This window comes from Dickeya sp. Secpp 1600, assembly GCF_003049805.1.
GTDB classification, from domain to species: Bacteria; Pseudomonadota; Gammaproteobacteria; order Enterobacterales; family Enterobacteriaceae; genus Dickeya; species Dickeya fangzhongdai.
In genome coordinates, this window is sequence record NZ_CP023484.1 from 2,107,571 (window position 1) to 2,127,844 (window position 20,274).

The following is a 20,274-nucleotide window of genomic DNA, read 5'->3' on the forward strand; positions in this document are numbered from 1 at the left end:
GATAGGGCCAGTGCAATGTACTGGTTTCTATCGGTTTTCACCGGATAGCGCCATTTTAGGAAGTGCTGTAACAGGAATCAACAAATAACTGTATAAATAAACAGTATTAGGCGTTAATCACTCGTAGCCCTTTTGCGCCGTCTGCAGCCATCGCCTTACCGGTGGCGGCGGTTTCAACAAACTCACCCCACCAGCACATCAGTACCTTGCGTTGCTCCAGATAGGTGGAGCGGTTGTAAGCGCGGCGCACTTCATTGGTGTCAACGTGAGCTAGCGCGGCTTCGATGACGTCCGGCGGGAAGTCTGCTTCGTTGGCGGCGGTACTGAAGATAGCGCGCAAACCGTGGGACACCAGCACGCCTTTGTAACCCATGCGACGCAATGCGGCGTTAGCGGTTTGGCTGTTCATCGGCTATTTCGGGTCTTTAGCGGAAGGGAACAGGTATTCCCGGTGGCCGCTGATTGGCTTCATGGCGTCCAGAATGGCTAACGCTTGTGAGGGCAAGGGAATAACGTGCTCGCGGCGCATCTTCATGCGGCCAGCCGGAATTGTCCAGGTGTTCTCCGTAAGGTCTATCTCGCTCCAGCGGGTTTCTGCGGCTTCAGCCGGGCGGGCAACGGTCAGCAATTGCCATTCAATCAATAACCGGGTTTGTAGCTCGATGCTGGCGACCGATAGCGTTTTCATCAGGCCAGGTAATGCCTCTGGCCGGATGGTTGGCATATGGGTTTTCACCGGCGTCTGAAACGCTTTGCGGATCTTCGCCGCCGGGTTAGCCGGTATCAGACCGGAGTTAACGGCATAGTCCATCACTTCGTTAATACGCTGGCTAACCCGTTTAACGGTTTCCAGTTTGCCGCTGGCCTGCATCGGTTCCAGCGCGGTGATGAAATGGCGGGCGGTAAGCTGGCTGATAGGCTGGTTTGCGATGAACGGGAACACGTATTTTTCCAGGGAGCGCCAGATATCTTTGATGGTGTTCTCGGCCAGCGGTTGAGATTTTTTCACTTCATACCAGTCGGCGGCGACTTTGGCGAACGTATTCAGGCTGATTGCCTGCTCTTGTTCGCGCTGCTGTTGCTGGTGGAATTGCGGATCGATGCCTTTTTCTAAAAGTGCTTTGGCTGCTTCGCGCATTTGGCGGGCGTCGGCCAAAGAGAGCGCTGGATAACTGCCAAAGGTGAGCGTAGTCCGCTTTTTGGTCTGTGGATGGTAATAGCGAAAGCGCCAGGTTTTTGTACCAGATGGTTTGACGAACAGCAGCAGCCCGCCGCCGTCATGCAATGACAATTCTTTATCCGTCGCTTTGGCGGCTTTGACTTCCGTGTTGGTGAGGGGCTTTGCCTGAATTGCCATGATCGTTTCCTTTGGGACTACGGTTTTATGGGACTATGCCGAGTTAGTCCCAAATGTAGTCCCAAAGTTTCCGGCTGTAAACGGGGTATCCCGGCAGATAACAGGCAACAAAAAACCCGCAAACTCAGAGAGGATGCGGGTTCTGTGGGGTTTCCGTCAGTAACCGGTACTTACGGAAGTTATATTTGGTCGGCACGAGAGGATTTGAACCTCCGACCCCCGACACCCCATGACGGTGCGCTACCAGGCTGCGCTACGTGCCGATGCTATGGGCCGCTATACTACCGTTTCCTGACCCGATTGCAATAGCCGCCCCGAACGACTGCTTTAGATTTAGGCAGTTAGTTGGCAATAAATCGCCGTTCGGTCGTCAGCACCTGCAAGAGCAGCCCCAGCTGGGGTTTTTCGTTTGGCAATAGCCGACCGCTGGCGTCGTAAGCACGGTAGTTGCCGTTGCGTCCCAACACAATAACCTGCTGTGGCGTGATGATGGTCAGCGCATTGTTGTCCCCGTTGAGCAGCCAGTTGGTGCGGCGCTCGGCGCTGAACAGGTCCTCACCCTGAGAGTAATCCTCGGTTGCGGTTTTCACATGCAGCAGACGCTGCATCAGCGTGGTCATCACGTCTTTCGGGTCGGTCATTTTGCTGATGGTCTGCGCCGGGGTATCCGGCCAGTGCACGACCAGCGGCACCTGACGATGTTCGCGGTTCATCGGCGACGGGTCGTCGTCTTTGAGACGCTCGGCGCTGCTTTGCTCGGCAGTAATCACCACCACCGTTTTGTCGAGCAGGTTTTTCTCGCGCAGCGTAGTGATGATGCGATCGATCTGTTCATCAATGCTAGCGGTGTCCTGACGATAACGGCGTTGTTGGTCATTGGCCGAAACCGGGCGGCCGTTGCTGCTAAGCTCACTGTGGTTGAATTCGATAAACGAGAACCACGGAGAGCGTGCATCGGTATTGTTATCCAGCCATTTGGTCCACTGGGTGGTAATGGCCTCATCGCTCTGCGGCTGTGCCGGCGGCAGCGAAAAGTCTGACAACAACGCCTGACGGTAAAGCGGGCTGCTGAATCCGCTGGCCGAGAACAGGCCGAACTGGTAGCCCTGCTGGCTCAGTGCGTTGATCAGCGCCGACGGTTTGCTGCTGCCCAGCACGCCATCCATGTAGGTGGTGGAGATGCCATAAAACAGGTTGAACAGACCGCCATCCTGCTGGGTTCCGGCGCTGAAATGGTTGCTGAAGCGTACGTTTGCTTCGGCGAAGCGCGCCAGATTAGGCATGGAGCGGGGCGTATCCTGATCCGGTACGCTGTCCATCACCACCAGCAGCAGGTTGTAGCCGCTGCCGGCGTCGCGGAAGCTGATGTCGCTGAGCGGGTATTCCACCGATACCGCGTCGGGGTTGCCCTGCAACGCCAGACGACGTTCATACTCCTGCGCGTTGAGCAGGCCGTGTTTTTCCAGGAAACGACGCGCCGTCATCGGGTAGGAGAGCGGCAGATTGGCGCGCTGCATGGTAATCGGCCGGTAGAAGTTGGCGTCCGCCCAGATGTACATCAGGTGAGACAGGCAAAACGCGACGATGAATACCGCCGCCAGCGGCTTGGCGAAATGGCGGCGACCCAGACTGCGTAACTTCTGCCAGCACCAGGTGCCGAACAGCATCTCTACCATGAAGATCACCGGCACGCTGATAAACAGCAACTGCCAGTCGCGCACCATCTCGCTTTGATCCGGGTTGGTCACCAGATCCCAGACGGTCATGTTCAGGTGCAAATGGAAGCGGCCGAACACCGCGGCATCGACAATCAGCAGCGTCTGCCCGGTGGTGGCGAGCGCGGCGGACAGGAAGCGCAGCAAGCGCTGCGACATCACAATAAATGTCAGCGGGAAAATGATCAGCAGGTAGGCTGAAAAACCGATAAAGCTGAAATGTCCCAGCCAACTCACCAGCGAATAGACTCGCCCGGCCAGCGACGACGGCCAGTCGGCAACGAACAGATAGCGGCTACCCAGCCCCAGCGCGAGCAGAATGTTGAACAGGGCGAACCAGTGCCCCCAGCTGATCATCTGGGAGACTTTTTCACGGTAGCGCGGACGGTTGGTTACCATAAACGGGCCGGTATCAGTGGATGTCGTTGGTTTTTATGGACGCCTGCAACGCGTCGGCAAACGAGCCAGCCAGCGCTTCGCGTTGTTTCGGATTAGCGATGCTGGTATTGAGCAGATTGGTGACCATGTTGCCGAGCACCATCAGTGCGAGATCGGTCGGGGTGTGGTGCTTTTCCAGCACATTGACCAGATCAGACAGCAGCTGTTCGATTTGCTCGTCACTGTAACGGGATGATTGTGGCATAAAATCGTGTATCTCAGGTGATGAAAGGCAAATATATTACCGTATAGGGGCGTGGTTTTCCGCACTTTTATCAATGATGATCGTCAGAACCGGGATGCTTTGAGTTGCATGCCGAAACGTCAGGTGCTTGAATACGCGCCTTACTAGAAGGAGAGTTTACCATGAGTCTGGATATCGACCAGATTGCCCTGCACCAGTTGATCAAGCGCGACGAGCAGTCACTGGAGATGGTGCTGCGGGATTCGCTGTTGACCGTGAACGGCGCGGTCAGCGATATGATGGCGGAACTGCACCGCGTTTACAGCGCCAAAAGCAAGGCGTACGGCCTGTTTAATGAAGAGAGCGAACTGGCGACGGCATTGCGTTCCTGTCGCAAGGGCGATGATGACTTTCTGGCATTCTCCCGCGCCGCCACCGGCCGGTTACGTGATGAACTGGCCAAATACCCGTTCGCCGAAGGCGGCGTGGTGCTGTTCTGTCAGTATCGCTATCTGGCGGTGGAGTACCTGCTGATTGCGGTGCTGAACAGCTGCAACAGTCTGAGGGTCAATGAACAACTGGATATCAGCAGTACCCATTATCTGGACATCCACCATGCGGATATCGTGGCGCGCATCGACCTGACCGAATGGGAAACCAGCCCGGAATCGACTCGCTACCTGACCTTCCTCAAAGGCCGTGTCGGCCGCAAAGTATCTGATTTTTTCATGGATTTTCTGGCTGCGGCGGAAGGGCTGGATACCAAAGCGCAGAACAAGGGGCTGCTGAAGGCGGTGGATGACTATTGCGCCGACGCCGAACTGGACAAGAACGAGCGTCAGCAATACCGTCAGCAAGTGTACAGTTACTGCAACGAGCAGTTGCAGGCGGGCGAAGAGATTGAACTGGAAGCGCTGTCGAACGAGTTGCCGCCGCTGGGCGACAAGACGTTTCAGGCGTTCACGGCCGAGCAGGGCTATGAGCTGGAAGAGAGTTTTCCGGCGGATCGCGGCACGCTGCGCCAGTTGACCAAGTTCGCCGGCAGCGGCGGCGGGCTTAGCATCAATTTTGACGCGCTGTTGCTGGGCGAACGCATTTTCTGGGATGCGGCTACCGATACCCTGACCATCAAAGGCACGCCGCCTAATCTGCGCGATCAATTACAGCGCCGGCTTGGCGGCGGCGAGCGCTGATTTTTTCTTTTCTTCGGCCCGTTTTCCGCCGTGTGCGGCGAGCGGCGCGTTCAGGCAGGGGCTATCCCTGCCTGTAAACCGGTTTGGCAGCGCTTGCCCGCTGTTTTATGATGGGCATTCGACTGCTTGTGTTGTGAGATTCCCGTGCGTTCGACCTTTGACATGTTGCTGGCGGTGTACGACCGTGCGGCATTGATGCTTATTTGCCTGTTTTTCCTGACGCGAACCCGTCATTTCCGCCAGTTGCTTCAGCAGGACGAGCATTCCCGCTTTGACCTGGCCGTGGTCACCGCTATTTTTTCTCTGTTCGCGCTGTTTAGCACCTGGTCCGGCATCAATGTGGAAGGTTCGCTGGTCAACGTAAGGGTGGTGGCGGTGATGTCCGGCGGTATCCTGTTTGGGCCGTGGGTCGGCATCACCACCGGGGTCATCGCCGGTGTGCACCGCTATCTGATCGATATTCATGGCATTACCTCGATACCTTGTCTGATCACCAGTATTGTGGCCGGGTTTATGTCCGCCTGGATTCACCGGCGTATTCCGCGCGATCGCCACTGGAGCGTGGGTATTGCCGGCGGCATGCTGTGCGAGTCGCTGACCATGTTGCTGGTGGTGCTGTGGGCGCGGCCGTTCTCGCTGGGGCTGGATATCGTCGCCCACATCGCTATTCCGATGATTCTGGGGGCGGTCAGCATTGGCCTGATTGTGCTGCTGGTGCGCAGCGTGGAAGGGGAAAAGGAGGCGATTGCCGCCCAACAGGCCAAACTGGCGCTGGATATCGCCAACAAAACGCTACCTCTATTCCGCCATATCAATAGCCAGTCATTGAGTACGGTATGCGATATTATCCGCCGTGACATCGATGCCGACGCGGTGGCGATCACCAATACTTCGCAGGTACTGGCCTACGTTGGGGTAGGGGAGGAGAATTACCACAGCGGCGATCGCGATCTCAGCCCGACCACCCAACTGGCGTTAAAGAGCGGGAAGATCATCATCAAAAATAACGATGAGGCCTACCGTACCCCGGAAATTCATTCGATGATCGTGATTCCGCTGCGGGAAAAAGGCGAAGTGACCGGCACGCTCAAGATCTATTACCGGCGGGCGCATCGTATCACCTGGTCGTTGAAAGAGATGGCGATCGGGCTGTCGCAGATCATTTCCACCCAGCTTGAAGTCTCGCGGGCCGAACAATTGCGCGATATGGCCAACCGGGCCGAATTGCGGGCGCTGCAAAGTAAAATCAACCCGCATTTCCTGTTTAATGCGCTTAATGCCATTTCCACCTCTATCCGGCTGAACCCGGATACGGCGCGTCAGCTGATTATCAATTTGTCGCGTTATCTGCGCTATAACCTGGAGCGCAATGACGAGGAACTGATTGATATTAAAAGCGAGCTTTATCAGGTCAAGGATTACATCGCCATTGAGCAGGCCCGTTTCGGCGACAAGCTGACGGTGATTTACGACATTGATGAAGAAGTCAGTTGCCATATTCCCAGCCTGTTGATTCAGCCGCTGATTGAAAACGCGATTGTGCACGGCATCCGGCCTTGTAAAGGCAAGGGCGTGGTGACGCTGAGTATTCAGGAGCAAGGGGAACGCATTCGGGTGGCGGTTCGGGATACCGGCAGCGGCATCAGTGATGAGGTGATCGCCCGCGTCGAGCGCAATGAACTGCCGGGCAACAAGATTGGCCTGCTCAATGTGCATCACCGGATTAAACTGCTGTATGGTGAGGGGCTGCGGATTCGCCGGCTCAACCCCGGCACGGAAATCGAATTTTTTATCACCCGGGACAACGTCAACCGTTCGGAGAGTATGGTGGCGTTTCCCTCGTGAACGGGGCTGGCGGTAGGAGAAAAGCGTGAAAGCGATCATTGTCGAAGATGAATTTCTGGCGCAGCAGGAGCTGAGCTGGCTGATTAAACAACACAGTCAGATCGAGGTCGACGCCGTGTTTGACGATGGCCTCGATGTGCTGAAATACCTGCAGGATAACCGGGTGGATGTGATCTTCCTTGATATCAACATTCCATCGCTGGATGGGGTGATGCTGGCGAAAAACATCAGCCAGTTTGCCCATAAGCCATTGATCGTTTTCATCACCGCGTATAAGAATCATGCGGTGGAGGCGTTTGAACTGGAAGCGTTCGACTATATCCTCAAGCCCTACCATGAAACCCGCATTGTCGGCATGCTGCAAAAACTTGAGGCGGCCTGGCAGCAACAGCAGTTGCCTACCCATGCCGGCGGCGATAACCGCCCGGCGCCGATGACCATCAATCTGGTCAAAGATAAACGGATTATCGTCACCAATATTCACGATATCTATTACGCCGAATCCCACGAAAAACTGACCTTTGTCTATACCCGGCGTGACGAGTTCGTGATGTCGATGAACATCACCGAGTTTTGCAGCCGGTTGCCGGAAGCCTATTTTTTCCGGTGTCATCGTTCGTACTGCGTCAACCTGAGCAAGATCCGCGAGATCGAACCCTGGTTCAACAACACCTATATTCTCAAACTGAGCGACCTGGATTTTCAGGTACCGGTCAGCCGCAGCAAAGTGCGGGAGTTTCGCCAACTGATGCGGCTGTAACAACAAATAGGCCAGGCATGAAATGTCTTCAATGTCATTGATACCGTCCTGGATGCATTTCATTCCCTGATTCATGCCGTTCATGCCCTTATTAACCCCGTGGATTTAGCCCCTCTTTATACTGGTGCCATTCGGCAGGCTCCGGCCTGCTTTATCTTCACATCAGAAAAATTAAGGGGACCGGCATGAACAGTAAACCGGCAAATCGCGGCGTTATTATTGCAGGGACTATCCTCGCCCAAATGGGGCTGGGGACCATTTACACCTGGAGTCTTTACAACCAACCGCTGGTCGACAAATTCGACTGGCCGCTCAGTTCGGTGGCTACCACCTTTTCTCTAACCAGCTTTTTCCTGGCGTTCGCCACGCTGTTTGCCGGGCGCATTCAGGAGCGCATCGGTATCCGTAAACTGACGCTGATCGCCGGTCTGGTGCTGGGAACGGCGCTGATGGCTGCTTCTATGGTGTCATCGTTGTCGATGCTGTGGCTGCTGGTGGGCGTAGTGGTCGGGTTTGCCGACGGCGCGGCGTACATCACCACCTTGTCCAATCTGATTAAATGGTTCCCGAATCGCAAGGGCGTTATCGCCGGGATTTCAGTCGGCGCGTACGGTACCGGCAGCCTGGTGTTCAAATACATCAACAGCGCGTTGCTGGCGCAGGTCGGCGTGTCTCAGACCTTCTTCTGGTGGGGCGCGATGGCGCTGCTGATGATCACCGGCGGCGCCATGCTGCTGAAGGATGCGCCGGTGCAGCCGGTTCAGACGGCCGTTAACGGCGGCAACGTCAACTTTACCGTTAGTGAAATGCTGCGTCGTAAAGAAGCCTGGCTGCTGTTTGTGGTGTTCTTCACCTCCTGCATGAGCGGTTTGTACCTGATTGGCATCGCGAAGGATATCGGCGTGAAAATGGCCGGGCTGGATGCGGTGACCGCTGCCAGCGTGGTATCGGCGATTGCTATCTGCAATACCGCCGGGCGTCTTATTCTTGGCTATCTGTCCGACAAAGTGGGCCGCCTGCGGGTGCTGAACTTTACGCTGCTGGTGACCGCGCTGGCGGTGACGGTAATGGCGCTCCTGCCGCTTAACGGCATGACGTTCTTCCTGTGTACCGGTGCGGTGGCCTTCTGTTTCGGCGGCAATATCACCGTGTATCCGGCGATTGTGGCGGATTTCTTTGGCCTGAAGCACCACAGTAAAAACTACGGGCTGATTTATCAGGGATTTGGTCTGGGCCCGTTGGCTGGCTCCTTTATCGCCGCTGCGTTGGGCGGATTCCACAGTACCTTTATCGCCATTGCGCTGTTGTCGGTGGTGTCGCTGGTGATTACCCTGTTCATCCAGCCGCCGAAAGCGCCGCACGAGCAGGATGCGCCCTTGGTCGCACAGGGCAGCCACGCCTGATAAACCTCGCACTCTTCGTGTAGCCAAACGCCACTGCCATCATGCGGTGGCTTTTTTTTGCGGGAGAGATAGCAATGGTAACGATTGGATGAGACGACAGAAAATCTAAGGAAGAGAGAAAAACAAAAACGCCGCAACATGTGCGGCGTTTTTGCTGGCTCGTCGAAGACGTTATGCGTGATTAAACGCGAACGAAGTCGATGTGAGTCAGTTTCGGCTTGAACGGGTGACGCTGAACAGCCTGGATTTTTACTTTGGTTTCTTTGCCATCGACAACCAGGACGATTTCACCGTACAGGCCTTCGCTGTTACGATCTTCCAGGTTTTTGACGATATCGTGGTCCAGTTCGATGGAAACCGGTGCTTCGCTGCCGCCGTAAACGATGGCGGGGAATTTACCGGTAGTGCGCAGGCGGCGGCTCGCACCCTTACCCTGCTCTTTACGTACTTCTGCGTTGATAGTAATCATTGCTTTCTCTACTTGATAAAATGAACCTGTTACAGGCGACCCAGCAACAGGCGGGATAATCATGCTTGTCATTCAAATAACGATGCTGTTATTCGAAATAAAAGCGGGCGAGATTCTAGCGGAATATGGCGTCGCGGGCAAATAAAACCGCCGCAAATTAGCCGCGTAGCTCATGGGCGCGGCGATAGCGGCCCTGATAATCGAAGATTTTTTCCCGCACCTGCCAGAATTTGCCCTGCAAACGGGCCACCACGAAGTCCGGCGCACGCAGCAGCGCCTGCTGCGCGACGACATCGTCAGCACGCTGCCAGTGGAAGGGAACGCCGGGCGCGCGCTGGTGCGCTCGCAGAAAAACATGCGTAAAGGCGTTGCGCTGGGCGGCGGTGTGCAGCCGGAAACGTTCGCTGACGTCGGCGCCGTCTTCATCGTAGTAGGTGATGCGCAGCCATTCGCCTTTGGCGTCGGCGCCGTGTTGCAGGTTCATGCCGCTGCAACGCAGCACCAACGCGTCTTTCAGTTTTAGCGCGGCTTTCAGCATGTCGTCCGGATCGACCAGCACCGCTTCGCACGTCTGACAGCGCCGGGCGGCGATATCGTTTTCCGCACCGCAATGCGGGCAGCTTTTGAAACGGAAGCGGTAATCACATTGTTGCCTCCGCCCTTGTTCGTCCGCCTGCCAGCCCTGACAACGGCGGCCATAATGCTCAATCACGGTGCCGTCATCGGTGCATTTTCCCCAGAACAGGTTGGCGAAGCCGCACTGTGGGCAGAACACCTGCACCGGCTGGCTGTCGCTGTGCGGTTTGCTGTGGCCGACTTCGGGCGTGTAGAGGTCGAATGGGTTGCCGGCGTAGTCCAGAATCAGGCAGTCGGTTTTGCCGGGAAACAGGCGCAAACCGCGGCCGACTATCTGCTGATAGAGGCTGACGGACTCCGTCGGGCGCAAAATGGCGATCACATCGACGTGCGGCGCATCAAAGCCGGTAGTCAGCACCGACACGTTGACCAGATAGCGCAGCTGTTGCTGCTTGAAGGCGGCGATCAACGCATCCCGCTGCGGTGCGGGCGTTTCACCGCTGATCAACGCCGCTTCGCCGGCCGGCAGCAGCCCTTCGACTTCCCGCGCGTGTTCAACCGTGGCGGCGAAAATCATCACACCCCGTCGGTTAGCGGCGTACTCCGTAATCTGGCGGACGATGTGTGGCGTGACCCGTTGCTGACGCTTCAATTCCCGGTTCAGCTCCACATCGCTGAACGATCCGTTATTGAACGATCCATTATTGAACAGCCCGTTGCTGCGCGCCGCCAGTTGGCTGAAATCGTACTGCACCACCGGCATGTCCAGCCGCTCCGGCGGCACCAGAAAACCATGTCGGATCATGTAGCGCAGCGGCAGTTCGTAGATGCAATCGCGGAACAGGCAGCTGTCGTCGCCGCGGATCATGCCGTGATAGTGGTACTGATAGATCCAGCCTCGGCCGAGGCGATAAGGGGTGGCGGTCAATCCCAGCAACCGCAACTGGGGATTGGCCTGCTGCAAATGCTGGATGATTTGCTGGTACTGGCTGTTTTCATCGTCGCTAATCCGGTGACATTCATCGACGATCAGCAGCGAGAAGGCGTCATCAAATTTGTCGGGGTGGCGCGCCACCGATTGCACGCTGCCAAACACCACCTTGCCTTCGCTGTCGCGCTGGTTGAGCCCGGCGGCGAAAATGTCCGCCTGCAGCCCCAGCGCGCAATATTTGGCGTGATTCTGCTCCACCAGTTCCCTGACGTGCGCCAGCACCAATACCCGGCCGCGCGCCAGCCGCGCCAGCTCGGCGATCACCAGGCTTTTGCCGGCGCCGGTGGGTAAAACGATGACCGCCGGGGCGGTATGCTGACGAAAATAGGCAAGGGTAGCGTCAACCGCTTCTTGCTGGTACGGGCGCAGTGTAAATGACATCAGTGGCGGCAGATTTTACTTTCATGTGTGGTAAACCCGTTATCTTGCGGAATGAATTTGCCTTTGTCAGCCAGAAATTGCACCAGCCCGGCAGCGGTCATGTCGGCGGCGGAGCAGGTGTGAAAACGGGCCTCGCGGCCAAAACGCGCCTCAATGGCGGCGATCAGTTCATCAGTGGTAAAGGATCTGTTGGCGGCCACCATCATATGTAATACTTCATGACCGTGAATCGATGACATAATAGGGCTCCTGATAATTATCGGGCGATGAAATGCCGCCAATACGGCGAAACGTCGCGGTATACTCTCCCTTTCCTGCCCGGTGACGAGCAGGGTGGAAGAACAGTAAAGTTGCTTTTATTATGCTTTTTTTAAACGGCGCAGAAGGGCGGTTTATATCAATATCCGGTGTGAAAGCCGACGCCTTTTCCTATCAGGTGGCGCTCAGCGCCATGACTGACCGGCAATTCGTGATGACCATAGGCAGTACTCATTAATGCGATTGGATAAATTTCTTTCCCAACAGTTGGGGATCAGCCGCTCGCTGATAGCGCGTGAACTGCGTGCGCAGCGTGTAACGGTAAATGGCGAGGTGGTGAAGAGCGGCGCGTTCAAACTGCTGCCGGACCATGAAGTGGCGTTTGACGACAATGTGCTTGAACAGCAGAACGGGCCGCGTTATTTCATGCTCAATAAGCCGCAGGGGTATGTGTGTTCAACCGACGACCCCGACCATCCGACGATTTTATACTTTATTGATGAACCGGTGGCGCACAAGCTGCACGCCGCCGGCCGGCTGGATATCGATACCAGCGGTCTGGTGCTGCTGACCGACGACGGCCAGTGGTCGCATCGTATTACCTCGCCGAAGCACCATTGTGAAAAAACCTATCTGGTGACGCTGGAACAGCCGCTGGCGCCAGACACCGCGGAGCATTTTCAGGCCGGCGTGCAATTACACGGCGAGAAGGACCTGACCCGCCCGGCGACGCTGGAGCCGATTTCTGAGCACCAGGTGCGGTTGACCATCAGCGAAGGTCGCTACCATCAGGTCAAACGCATGTTTGCCGCGGTTGGCAACCATGTCGTGGCATTGCATCGTGAACGCATCGGCGCGATTGCGCTGGATGACGCGCTGGAGCCCGGCGAATATCGGCCGCTGACGCCGGAAGAGGTGGCCAGCATCGGGCAATAGTCGCAAGACCGTCGGCTATCGCCTTGTTCTTTGTTAAGTCCTTTTGTCCGCCGCCGTCAGGTGGCGGGAAACCGTCGTCTACCTGGAGAACCGCTTTTCGTGCAACCACAATCATCCTCGCGCGTCGGTCTGATTTTTATTCTGGGGTTGATATCGATGCTGATGCCAATCGCCATCGATATGTATTTACCGGCGCTGCCGGTGATCGCAAAAGAGTTTTCGGTCGATCCGGGTCGGGTGCAGATGACCCTCAGCTCCTATGTGCTCGGTTTTGCCATCGGTCAGGTTTTTTACGGCCCGATGTCGGACAGCATCGGCCGTAAGCCGGTTATTCTGGGCGGCGTGCTGATTTTTACTCTGGCCGCTGCCGCCTGCGCGCTGTCGCAAACGGTCGACCAGTTGATTCATATGCGTTTCCTGCACGGCTTGTCGGCCGCGTCGGCCAACGTGGTGATCAACGCGCTGATGCGGGACATGTTTTCGAAGGATGAATTCTCGCGCATGATGTCGTTCGTGATCCTGGTGATGACGGTGGCGCCGCTGCTGGCGCCGATCATCGGCGGCGCATTGCTGTTCTGGCTCAGCTGGCACGCGATCTTTTGGACTATCGCCGCCGCGTCGCTGGTGGCGACAGTGCTGGTGTGGCTGTTTATCCGTGAAACCCTACCGGCGGAGCGACGGCAGCGTTTCCATTTGCGTACCACGCTGGGGAACTTTTTGCTGTTGGTTCGCCATCGTCGCGTCTTCAGCTATATGTTTGCCAGCGGACTGTCGTTTTCCGGCATGTTTGCCTTTCTGAGCGCCGGGCCGTTTGTGTATATCGACCTTAATGGCGTGTCGCCCCAGCATTTTGGCTACTATTTTGCGCTGAACATCGTGTTCCTGTTCCTGATGACATTGCTCAACAGCCGTATCGTGTCGCGTATGGGGGCGATGTTTATGTTCCGGCTGGGGCTGATTATCCAGTTTGTGATGGGGATATGGCTGGTGGTGGTCAGCTGCTTCGATTTAGGGTTTATCCCGCTGGTGATCGGCGTCGCGGCATTCGTGGGCTGTGTCGCCACGGTGGCGTCCAACGCGATGGCGGTGATTCTTGACGATTTCCCCCATATGGCCGGAACGGCGTCTTCGCTGGCCGGCACCATGCGCTTTGGGTTGGGCTCGCTGGTAGGAACGTTATTGTCGCTGGCGACGTTCCAGAGCGTATGGCCGATGGTGGGCGCGATGGCGTTCTGCTCGGCAGGCGCATTCGGCTTATTTCTGTACGCGGGTCGGCGTTAAGACGTCTCTTCTGTTCTCCTCTTTCCTGCTTCTGCTGCCGGCAACCCGCCGGCAGCGCCCCGCCGGTTGTTCCTAAAATGTGAAAATATTGAATCGAAAGTGAACGATTTGAAGAAAATGATTGAGATATCGGGAATAAAAGGTTACATATAGCGCAAAACCAGTCAAAATCGTGATCTCGTTAACGTTTTGAACGGTTACCAATCTGAGCGCCATGCTTCTGGGACGGGCTCATCATGAAAACATGTTGCTTTTTTGTATCCTGATGGTGAGAAAAGAAGGGTGCATAGCAAAAAATTTTGCTGGGTTATGTTATAATTTTGTGAATTTTAAAGCAGCTTAGCTGAGGAAGACCGCTGTGAATACTCTCCAACTTTCGGTAGTTCATCGCTTGCCGCAAAGTTACCGCTGGTTATCCGGTTTTACTGGCATCAAAGTTGAACCGATTCCGCTTTGCAGCATGGATGACGACAGTTATCTGATTGGTTTTAAACTGCTCAGCCACGACGGCGAAGAGGCCCGCCAGATTATGCGCCACCTCAACCAATCACTGGATGATATCCAGCTGCAGTGCGCAATAGTGGAGTGGGAGGGCGAGCCATGCCTGTTCCTGCATCGCCAGGATGAGAGCGCCGCCATGTGCCGCCTGAAAGACGTCGGCGTGGCGATCGCCGAATCCGTCTGCGCTCAATATCCTTTCTGAAGCGGCAGCATCGGTAACGATGCTGCTGTAACGCCTTTCCCCATGCTTTCCCGAACGGGCCAATAGTAATAGTCAGGCCGAGAGTTGCAGCAACTGCCGGGTATAATCCTGCTGTGGATGCTCAAACAGTTGCCGACACTCGCCTTGCTCCACCACTTCGCCGTGCCGCAGCACAATAACCTGATGACACAATGCACGCACCACGTGCAGATCGTGGCTGATGAACAGGTAGGCCAACTGGTGGGTCTGCTGCAGGGTTTTCAACAGCGTCAGAATCTGCGCCTGCACCGTGCGATCGAGCGATGAGGTCGGTTCATCAAGAATCAGGAGTTCCGGTTGCAGGATCAACGCCCGGGCGATGGCGATACGCTGGCGCTGACCGCCGGAAAACTCTGACGGATAGCGATGGCGGCTGTCCGGGTCCAGTCCGACTTCCTGCATGGCCTGGATCACTCGCTGCGTCTGTTCCGCCGGGCTTAACTGGTGATGCACCCGCAGCCCTTCTGCGATAATCTGCTCCACATTCAGGCGGGGATTCAGCGAACCGTTTGGATCCTGAAACACCACCTGAATGCGACGACGTACCGGCAGCATCTGCTTACGGTTAAAATGGTGCAGCGGCTGGCCGTCAAACCAGATCTCGCCACGGCTGCGCAGCAGCCGCAGCAACGCCAGCCCGGTGGTGCTCTTGCCGGAACCGGATTCGCCCACCAGCCCGATGCTTTCTCCGCGGCGCAGGCTAAAGCTGAGCGCCTGCAGCACCGATTTTTCTCCCACGGTACGACGTAACAGGCCACGTCGGATCGGGAAGCTGACGCCCAGATCCCGAACATCCAGCAGCGTCGCGGCGGTCTGTTCCAGCGGCAAGGCTTCCCCTGCCGGCTCGGCATCCAGCAACTGCCGGGTATACGGATGCTGCGGCGCGCTGAACAGTTCGCGGGTTTGGTTCTGCTCCACGCAACGTCCGGCCTGCATCACCGCCACCCGGTCCGCCAGCCGACGCACAATGTTCAGGTTGTGGGTAATGAACAGCAGCCCCATGTTCAGCTCCTGTTTCAGCTCGTTGAGCAGATCCAGAATTTGCGCCTGTACGGTGACGTCCAGCGCGGTGGTTGGTTCGTCGGCAATCAACAAGGCGGGTTGCGTCAGCAATGCCATTGCGATCATCACCCGCTGGCGTTCGCCGCCGGAAAGCTGGTGGGGAAAGTCCGCCAGTCGCCGCGCCGCCTGACGAATACCGACGCGTTCAAGACAGCCGACGATTTCGCCCCGCGCGGCGTCATGGCGCATGCCCCGGTGCAGCGAGAGAACTTCCGCCAATTGCTTTTCGATGGTGTGCAGCGGGTTGAGGGACACCATCGGTTCCTGAAAGATCATGGCAATCCGGTCGCCGCGAATCTGGCGCAGCCGCTGCTCGCTGGCGTTCAGCAATGATTCGCCGGCAAACAGAATGTCGCCGTGCGGGTAGACCACCGGCGGCGAGGGCAACAAACGCAGCACCGACAGCGCGGTCACGCTTTTGCCTGAGCCGGACTCGCCGACCAGCGCCAGCGTTTCTCCGGCCTCAATGCTCAGCGAGACCTGATCGACCACCTGTCGCTGCTGGCCGCCGTTGCGAAACGCAATGCTCAGGTCCCGGATTTCAAGTAAAGGTTGTGCGGACATATCAATGCGCCTTGCTGGGGTCAAAAGCGTCGCGAACCGCTTCGCCGATAAAGATAAGCAGTGACAGTACTACCGCCAGCACCATGAAGACCGTGATGCCAAGCCACGGCGCCTGCAGGTTGTTTTTCCCTTCCAGCAACAACCCGCCGAGCGAAGCGGACCCCATCGGCAGACCAAAGCCCAGAAAGTCGAGCGAGGTCAGGGTAGTGATGGAGCCGCAGAGAATGAACGGCAGGTAGGTGAGGGTGGCGACCATGGCGTTGGGCAGCATGCAGCGAAACATGATGGCGCGATCGCTGACGCCCATCGCCTGCGCCGCGCGGATATAGTCGAAATTGCGGGTACGCAGGAATTCCGCCCGCACTACGCCGACCAGCGCCATCCAGCCAAACAGCACGGTAATGCCCAGCAACCACCAGAAATTCGGTTGGATCACGCTGGAGAGCAGGATAATCAAGAACAGCGTCGGCATCCCGGACCAGACTTCGATAAGGCGCTGTCCCCACAGGTCCACACGCCCGCCGTAATACCCCTGAGATGCGCCCACTACGATGCCGATCAGGCTGGACAGCAACGTCAGCGCCAGCCCGAATAGAATGGAAATGCGAAAGCCATACAACACCTGCGCCAGCACGTCGCGCCCCTGACTGTCGGTGCCGAGCAGATTCTGGCGCGACGGCGGCGACGGAAACGCGCGTTGGGTGGCGTAGTTGATGGTGTCGTAGCGGTAGTGAATCAGCGGCCACAGCGTCCAGCCGCCTTGCTCCAGCCGCTGTTCCAGCCAGGGATCGCGATAATCCGCCGGCGTCGCCAACTGGCCGCCGAAGGTGGTTTCACTGTAATCCACCATAAACGGCGCGTACCACTGCCCCTGGTAGCGCACCAGCAGCGGTCTGTCGTTGGCGACCAGCTCCGAACACAGGGTAACGACAAATAACACCAGAAAAATCCACAGCGACCAGTAGCCGCGACGATTAGCGCGAAAGCGCGCCCAACGCGCCTGATTAATGGGGCTTAGACGGCTCATTGGCGCTCCTCGAAATCGATACGCGGGTCAACCAGCGTATAGGTCATGTCGCTGAGAATGTTCAGCAGCAGGCCGATGAGGGTGAAAATGTACAGGGTGCCGAACATCACCGGGTAATCGCGCTGCAGGGTGGCGTCGTATCCCAGCAGTCCAAGACCGTTGAGGGAGAACATCACCTCGATCAGCAGCGAGCCGGTAAAAAACATGCTGATGAACGTGGCGGGGAAACCGGCGATCACCAACAGCATGGCGTTGCGAAATACGTGGCGATAGAGAATTCGTTTTTCATCCAGCCCTTTGGCGCGGGCGGTGACCACGTACTGCTTGCGGATTTCATCCAGAAACGAGTTTTTGGTCAGCATGGTCAGCGTGGCGAAACCGCCAATCACCATCGCCAGCACCGGTAGCGCAATGTGCCACAGATAGTCGATAACCTTGTCAAACCAGGACAGACTGTCAAAATGCGGCGACACCAGCCCGCGCAGCGGGAACCAGTCGAGATAACCGCCGCCGGCGAACAGCACGATCAGCAGAATCGCGAACAGGAACGCCGGGATAGCGTAGCCGACGATAATCAGCGTGCTGCTCCATACGTCAAAGGCCGAGCCGTTGCGCACCGCTTTTTTGATGCCGAGCGGAATGGAGACCAGATAAATGATCAGCGTGCTCCACAGCCCGAGGGATATCGATACCGGCATACTCTCTTTAATCAGGGCAATGACCGACGAGCCGCGAAACAGGCTGTTGCCGAAGTCAAACCGCACGTAATCCCAGATCAATTTGAAATAGCGTTCGTGCAGTGGTTTATCGAAGCCGTAACGTTTGGTGATTTCCGCGATGATTTCCGGATCCAGCCCGCGAGCGCCGCGATAGGTGTTTTCCACCGACGGCTTGCCGCCGCCCGGCCCGCGCGCCAGCCCGCCGCCGTCCCCGCCGGCGCTAAAACCGCTGCCCTGGCCCATTTCAATCGAGGCGATGGCCTGATCGACCGGGCCGCCCGGCGCGACCTGCACAATAAAAAAGTTGATGGTGATGATTGCCCACAGCGTGGGGATCACCAGCAATAGTCGACGTAACAGGTAAGTTCCCACATCGGCTCCTTATCGACGCGCTGCTGCCGGCAGGGTGGCCGCTTTGTCAGCGTCATACCACCAGCTGTCGATACCCAGCGTATAGGCCGGGCGGGTTGCAGGCATGGCAAATTTGTTCCAGTAAGCGAAACGGTCGTGATTGGAATACCACATCGGTATGGCGAACTGGTTCCAGGTCAGCACTCTGTCCAGCGCCGGTCCCAGCGACAATAGCGCCGGTTTGTCGCCCTGATGGCGAATGATGTTGTCGATCAACTGGTCGATGGCGGCGTCCTGTACCCCCGGCGAGTTATAGGAGGAATTGATATAGCCGGAACTCCAACTGATGGCGAGGTCCGAGCTGGGGTAGGGCATCGCCGGGTACAGCTTCGGGATCATGTCGAAATCGCGCTTGCGAAATCGGTTGTTGAACTGCGGGCTATCGACGCTGCGTACTTCCATGCGGATACCCAGTCGCGCCAGACTATGCTGGAGCGGCAGCACATAGATGGAGTTGGCGGCGCTCGGCAGCAGCAGTTCGAAACGGAAAGGTTGACCAGTTTGTTTATTCACCAGCACCTGATTTTTCAGTTCCCAACCCGCCTGTTGCAGCAGTTGCAGCGCCTTAAGCAGGCCGGCGCGGTCGTAACCGCTACCGTCGGAGCCTTCCGGCCGGTATGCCGGGCCGAAGACGTCGGCGGGGATCTTGTCTTTCAGCGGCGTCAGCCAGGCCAGTTCGTCCGCCGATGGCGTTCCCTGCGCCGCGTACTCGGTGTTCTGGAAAAAGCTGTTGGGGCGCTGATAGCTATTAAAAAACAGCGCCTTGTTCATCCAGTTGAAGTCAAAGGCCAGCGCCAGCGCCTGACGCACCCGACGATCGCTAAACTGCGGCCGCTGGATGTTAAACACCAGCCAGCGGGTATCCTGCGCCGCCCGATTGGTTTCATCTTTCTTGCGAATGTAGCCGCGGGCGAAATTGCCGCCTTCGTACTGGGTCGCCCAGTGCTTGGGTGAACCCTCTATGCGCAGATCAAACGCGCCGGCCTTGAAGGCTTCCAACGCTACGCTGTCGTCCAGATAGTAGTCATAACGCAGTTGGTCGAAGTTGTAGCGGCCGCGATTGACCGGCAGGTCGGCAGCCCAGTAGTCGGTCACGCGCGAATAAATCACGTACTGGCCCATGCGGTAATCGGTAATGCGATAGGGGCCGCTGGCCAGCGGCGGGGTGTTCAGCGGGTCGCTGAGTTTGTGGTCGCGCCAGAATTTCTCCGGCATGACCGGCAAGGTCAGCATCCCCAGCATCTTTTCCTTGTCTGGTTCAGGGAAAGTAAAGCGGACCGTGTGCGGGGTGACTGCTTTGACTTCGGCGCCTTTGTAGTACAGACGGAACTGCGGCACGCCCTGCGTCATGAACATATTGAAGGTGAACGCCACGTCGGCGGCGGTAATCGGTGAGCCGTCGTGAAAACGCGCGGCGGGATTCATCTCCACTTCAATCCAGCTGTAATCGCTGGCGTAACGGGCGGTAAGCGCAATCAACGGGTAGTAGCTGGCGGGTTCGTCTTCCGAACTGACGTAAAGAGCGTCGTACAGGCTTTCGGTGCGGGCGGCGGCCAGACCGCGCAAGGCGAAGCGGTTAAAGTTATCGAAGGTGCCCAGCGCGCTGAGTGTGGCTTTGCCGCCTTTGGGGGCCGATGGATTGGTGTAATCGTAGTGGGTAAAGCCCTGCCGGTATTTTGGTTCGCCCAGCGTGGCGAACGCATAAGCCTGTTGTGTGGTCGGTTCCGCATAGGCCAGCCAGGTGCAGGCAGACAGCAAAACGGCGATAAGTGCACGTGTAAACATCGAAATGGCGGACTCCTGATAACCTCATGTTTCTCCGTACGAAAAGCCGGTTTACCGGAGAAAGTGCCTGAAATTCCTGGCAATCACGATGCCGGACGCTATGGTGTTCTGTTTTATCATGAAATAAGGCGTCAAACCTACTGTTAATCGATCCAAGTTGTTACCGGGAAGGCGAGT

General features: G+C 57.0%; 16 protein-coding genes, 1 tRNA gene and 1 pseudogene. 7 read left to right on the forward strand and 11 right to left on the reverse strand.

Annotation, left to right across the window (positions count from 1 at the left end):
- Positions 1 to 106: 106 nt before the first annotated feature.
- The 4 genes and pseudogenes from CPA59_RS09515 to CPA59_RS09530 form a co-directional block, all read right to left on the reverse strand.
- Positions 107 to 1,357: pseudogene (locus CPA59_RS09515) on the reverse strand (integrase domain-containing protein).
- Between the two features lie 186 nt (positions 1,358 to 1,543).
- Positions 1,544 to 1,620: transfer RNA gene (locus CPA59_RS09520), tRNA-Pro, on the reverse strand.
- 78 nt (positions 1,621 to 1,698) lie between these two features.
- Complete coding sequence (yejM, locus tag CPA59_RS09525) at positions 1,699 to 3,471, reverse strand: LPS biosynthesis-modulating metalloenzyme YejM (RefSeq protein ID WP_038918784.1); 1,773 nt, start codon at positions 3,469 to 3,471, stop codon at positions 1,699 to 1,701.
- A 13-nt stretch (positions 3,472 to 3,484) separates the two neighbouring features.
- Positions 3,485 to 3,715 (reverse strand): YejL family protein, encoded by a 231-nt coding sequence (locus CPA59_RS09530; RefSeq protein WP_013317597.1) that lies wholly within the window; start codon positions 3,713 to 3,715, stop codon positions 3,485 to 3,487.
- Positions 3,716 to 3,876: 161 nt separating this feature from the next.
- Between CPA59_RS09530 and yejK the strand changes: the two genes are divergently transcribed.
- The 4 genes from yejK to CPA59_RS09550 all read left to right on the forward strand — a co-directional run bounded on the left by yejK (position 3,877) and on the right by CPA59_RS09550 (position 8,895).
- Complete coding sequence (gene yejK, locus CPA59_RS09535; RefSeq protein ID WP_042859586.1) at positions 3,877 to 4,887, forward strand: nucleoid-associated protein YejK; 1,011 nt, start codon at positions 3,877 to 3,879, stop codon at positions 4,885 to 4,887.
- A gap of 144 nt (positions 4,888 to 5,031) precedes the next feature.
- Complete coding sequence (locus CPA59_RS09540; RefSeq protein WP_107759165.1) at positions 5,032 to 6,732, forward strand: sensor histidine kinase; 1,701 nt, start codon at positions 5,032 to 5,034, stop codon at positions 6,730 to 6,732.
- A gap of 25 nt (positions 6,733 to 6,757) precedes the next feature.
- Positions 6,758 to 7,492: a LytTR family DNA-binding domain-containing protein gene (locus CPA59_RS09545; RefSeq protein ID WP_038659577.1), complete on the forward strand. Its 735-nt coding sequence runs from the start codon at positions 6,758 to 6,760 to the stop codon at positions 7,490 to 7,492.
- Positions 7,493 to 7,677: 185 nt separating this feature from the next.
- Positions 7,678 to 8,895 (forward strand): OFA family MFS transporter, encoded by a 1,218-nt coding sequence (locus CPA59_RS09550; RefSeq protein ID WP_049854363.1) that lies wholly within the window; start codon positions 7,678 to 7,680, stop codon positions 8,893 to 8,895.
- A 181-nt stretch (positions 8,896 to 9,076) separates the two neighbouring features.
- On the opposite strand, the gene rplY is transcribed toward CPA59_RS09550, so the two are convergent.
- The 3 genes from rplY to CPA59_RS09565 form a co-directional block, all read right to left on the reverse strand.
- Positions 9,077 to 9,364: a 50S ribosomal protein L25 gene (gene rplY, locus CPA59_RS09555; protein WP_038918788.1), complete on the reverse strand. Its 288-nt coding sequence runs from the start codon at positions 9,362 to 9,364 to the stop codon at positions 9,077 to 9,079.
- 157 nt (positions 9,365 to 9,521) lie between these two features.
- Complete coding sequence (locus tag CPA59_RS09560; protein WP_107759166.1) at positions 9,522 to 11,312, reverse strand: DEAD/DEAH box helicase; 1,791 nt, start codon at positions 11,310 to 11,312, stop codon at positions 9,522 to 9,524.
- Positions 11,312 to 11,551 (reverse strand): YecH family metal-binding protein, encoded by a 240-nt coding sequence (locus CPA59_RS09565; RefSeq protein ID WP_107759167.1) that lies wholly within the window; start codon positions 11,549 to 11,551, stop codon positions 11,312 to 11,314. Before CPA59_RS09565 ends, CPA59_RS09560 begins: the two co-directional genes overlap by 1 nt.
- A gap of 256 nt (positions 11,552 to 11,807) precedes the next feature.
- On the opposite strand from CPA59_RS09565, the gene rsuA reads away from it, so the two are divergent.
- From rsuA to CPA59_RS09585, 3 genes are all read left to right on the forward strand, one after another.
- Positions 11,808 to 12,506, forward strand: coding sequence for a 16S rRNA pseudouridine(516) synthase RsuA (rsuA, locus tag CPA59_RS09570; RefSeq protein ID WP_038659563.1), 699 nt, complete (start codon positions 11,808 to 11,810; stop codon positions 12,504 to 12,506).
- 156 nt (positions 12,507 to 12,662) lie between these two features.
- Positions 12,663 to 13,787 carry a Bcr/CflA family multidrug efflux MFS transporter gene (locus tag CPA59_RS09575; RefSeq protein WP_237431766.1) on the forward strand — a complete coding sequence of 375 codons (1,125 nt, stop codon included), beginning with the start codon at positions 12,663 to 12,665 and terminating at the stop codon, positions 13,785 to 13,787.
- Between the two features lie 358 nt (positions 13,788 to 14,145).
- Positions 14,146 to 14,490 (forward strand): YejG family protein, encoded by a 345-nt coding sequence (locus CPA59_RS09585; RefSeq protein ID WP_038918792.1) that lies wholly within the window; start codon positions 14,146 to 14,148, stop codon positions 14,488 to 14,490.
- A 72-nt stretch (positions 14,491 to 14,562) separates the two neighbouring features.
- Here the strand turns inward: CPA59_RS09585 and yejF are convergent, their stop codons facing one another.
- From yejF to CPA59_RS09605, 4 genes are read right to left on the reverse strand one after another with little or no spacing between them, the layout of a single operon-like run.
- On the reverse strand, positions 14,563 to 16,155 hold the full coding sequence (gene yejF, locus CPA59_RS09590; RefSeq protein ID WP_038918794.1) for a microcin C ABC transporter ATP-binding protein YejF: 1,593 nt from the start codon (positions 16,153 to 16,155) through the stop codon (positions 14,563 to 14,565).
- Position 16,156: 1 nt separating this feature from the next.
- Positions 16,157 to 17,182 carry an ABC transporter permease gene (locus CPA59_RS09595; RefSeq protein WP_107759168.1) on the reverse strand — a complete coding sequence of 342 codons (1,026 nt, stop codon included), beginning with the start codon at positions 17,180 to 17,182 and terminating at the stop codon, positions 16,157 to 16,159.
- Positions 17,179 to 18,273: a microcin C ABC transporter permease YejB gene (locus CPA59_RS09600; RefSeq protein WP_038918796.1), complete on the reverse strand. Its 1,095-nt coding sequence runs from the start codon at positions 18,271 to 18,273 to the stop codon at positions 17,179 to 17,181. The genes CPA59_RS09595 and CPA59_RS09600 overlap by 4 nt, the downstream gene beginning before the upstream one ends.
- Before the next feature lie 9 nt (positions 18,274 to 18,282).
- Positions 18,283 to 20,097, reverse strand: coding sequence for an extracellular solute-binding protein (locus tag CPA59_RS09605; protein ID WP_107759169.1), 1,815 nt, complete (start codon positions 20,095 to 20,097; stop codon positions 18,283 to 18,285).
- Between the last annotated feature and the right edge of the window lie 177 nt (positions 20,098 to 20,274).

Excerpts from the sequence above, each read along its gene's own strand:
- yejM (WP_038918784.1), bottom strand. The coding sequence starts at position 3,471 with ATGGTAACCAACCGTCCGCGCTACCGTGAAAAAGTCTCCCAGATGATC.
- CPA59_RS09530 (WP_013317597.1), bottom strand. The coding sequence starts at position 3,715 with ATGCCACAATCATCCCGTTACAGTGACGAGCAAATCGAACAGCTGCTG.
- yejK (WP_042859586.1), top strand. The coding sequence starts at position 3,877 with ATGAGTCTGGATATCGACCAGATTGCCCTGCACCAGTTGATCAAGCGC.
- CPA59_RS09550 (WP_049854363.1), top strand. The coding sequence starts at position 7,678 with ATGAACAGTAAACCGGCAAATCGCGGCGTTATTATTGCAGGGACTATC.
- rplY (WP_038918788.1), bottom strand. The coding sequence starts at position 9,364 with ATGATTACTATCAACGCAGAAGTACGTAAAGAGCAGGGTAAGGGTGCG.
- CPA59_RS09560 (WP_107759166.1), bottom strand. The coding sequence starts at position 11,312 with ATGTCATTTACACTGCGCCCGTACCAGCAAGAAGCGGTTGACGCTACC.
- CPA59_RS09565 (WP_107759167.1), bottom strand. The coding sequence starts at position 11,551 with ATGTCATCGATTCACGGTCATGAAGTATTACATATGATGGTGGCCGCC.
- rsuA (WP_038659563.1), top strand. The coding sequence starts at position 11,808 with ATGCGATTGGATAAATTTCTTTCCCAACAGTTGGGGATCAGCCGCTCG.
- CPA59_RS09575 (WP_237431766.1), top strand. The coding sequence starts at position 12,663 with ATGCTGATGCCAATCGCCATCGATATGTATTTACCGGCGCTGCCGGTG.
- yejF (WP_038918794.1), bottom strand. The coding sequence starts at position 16,155 with ATGTCCGCACAACCTTTACTTGAAATCCGGGACCTGAGCATTGCGTTT.
- CPA59_RS09595 (WP_107759168.1), bottom strand. The coding sequence starts at position 17,182 with ATGAGCCGTCTAAGCCCCATTAATCAGGCGCGTTGGGCGCGCTTTCGC.
- CPA59_RS09605 (WP_107759169.1), bottom strand. The coding sequence starts at position 20,097 with ATGTTTACACGTGCACTTATCGCCGTTTTGCTGTCTGCCTGCACCTGG.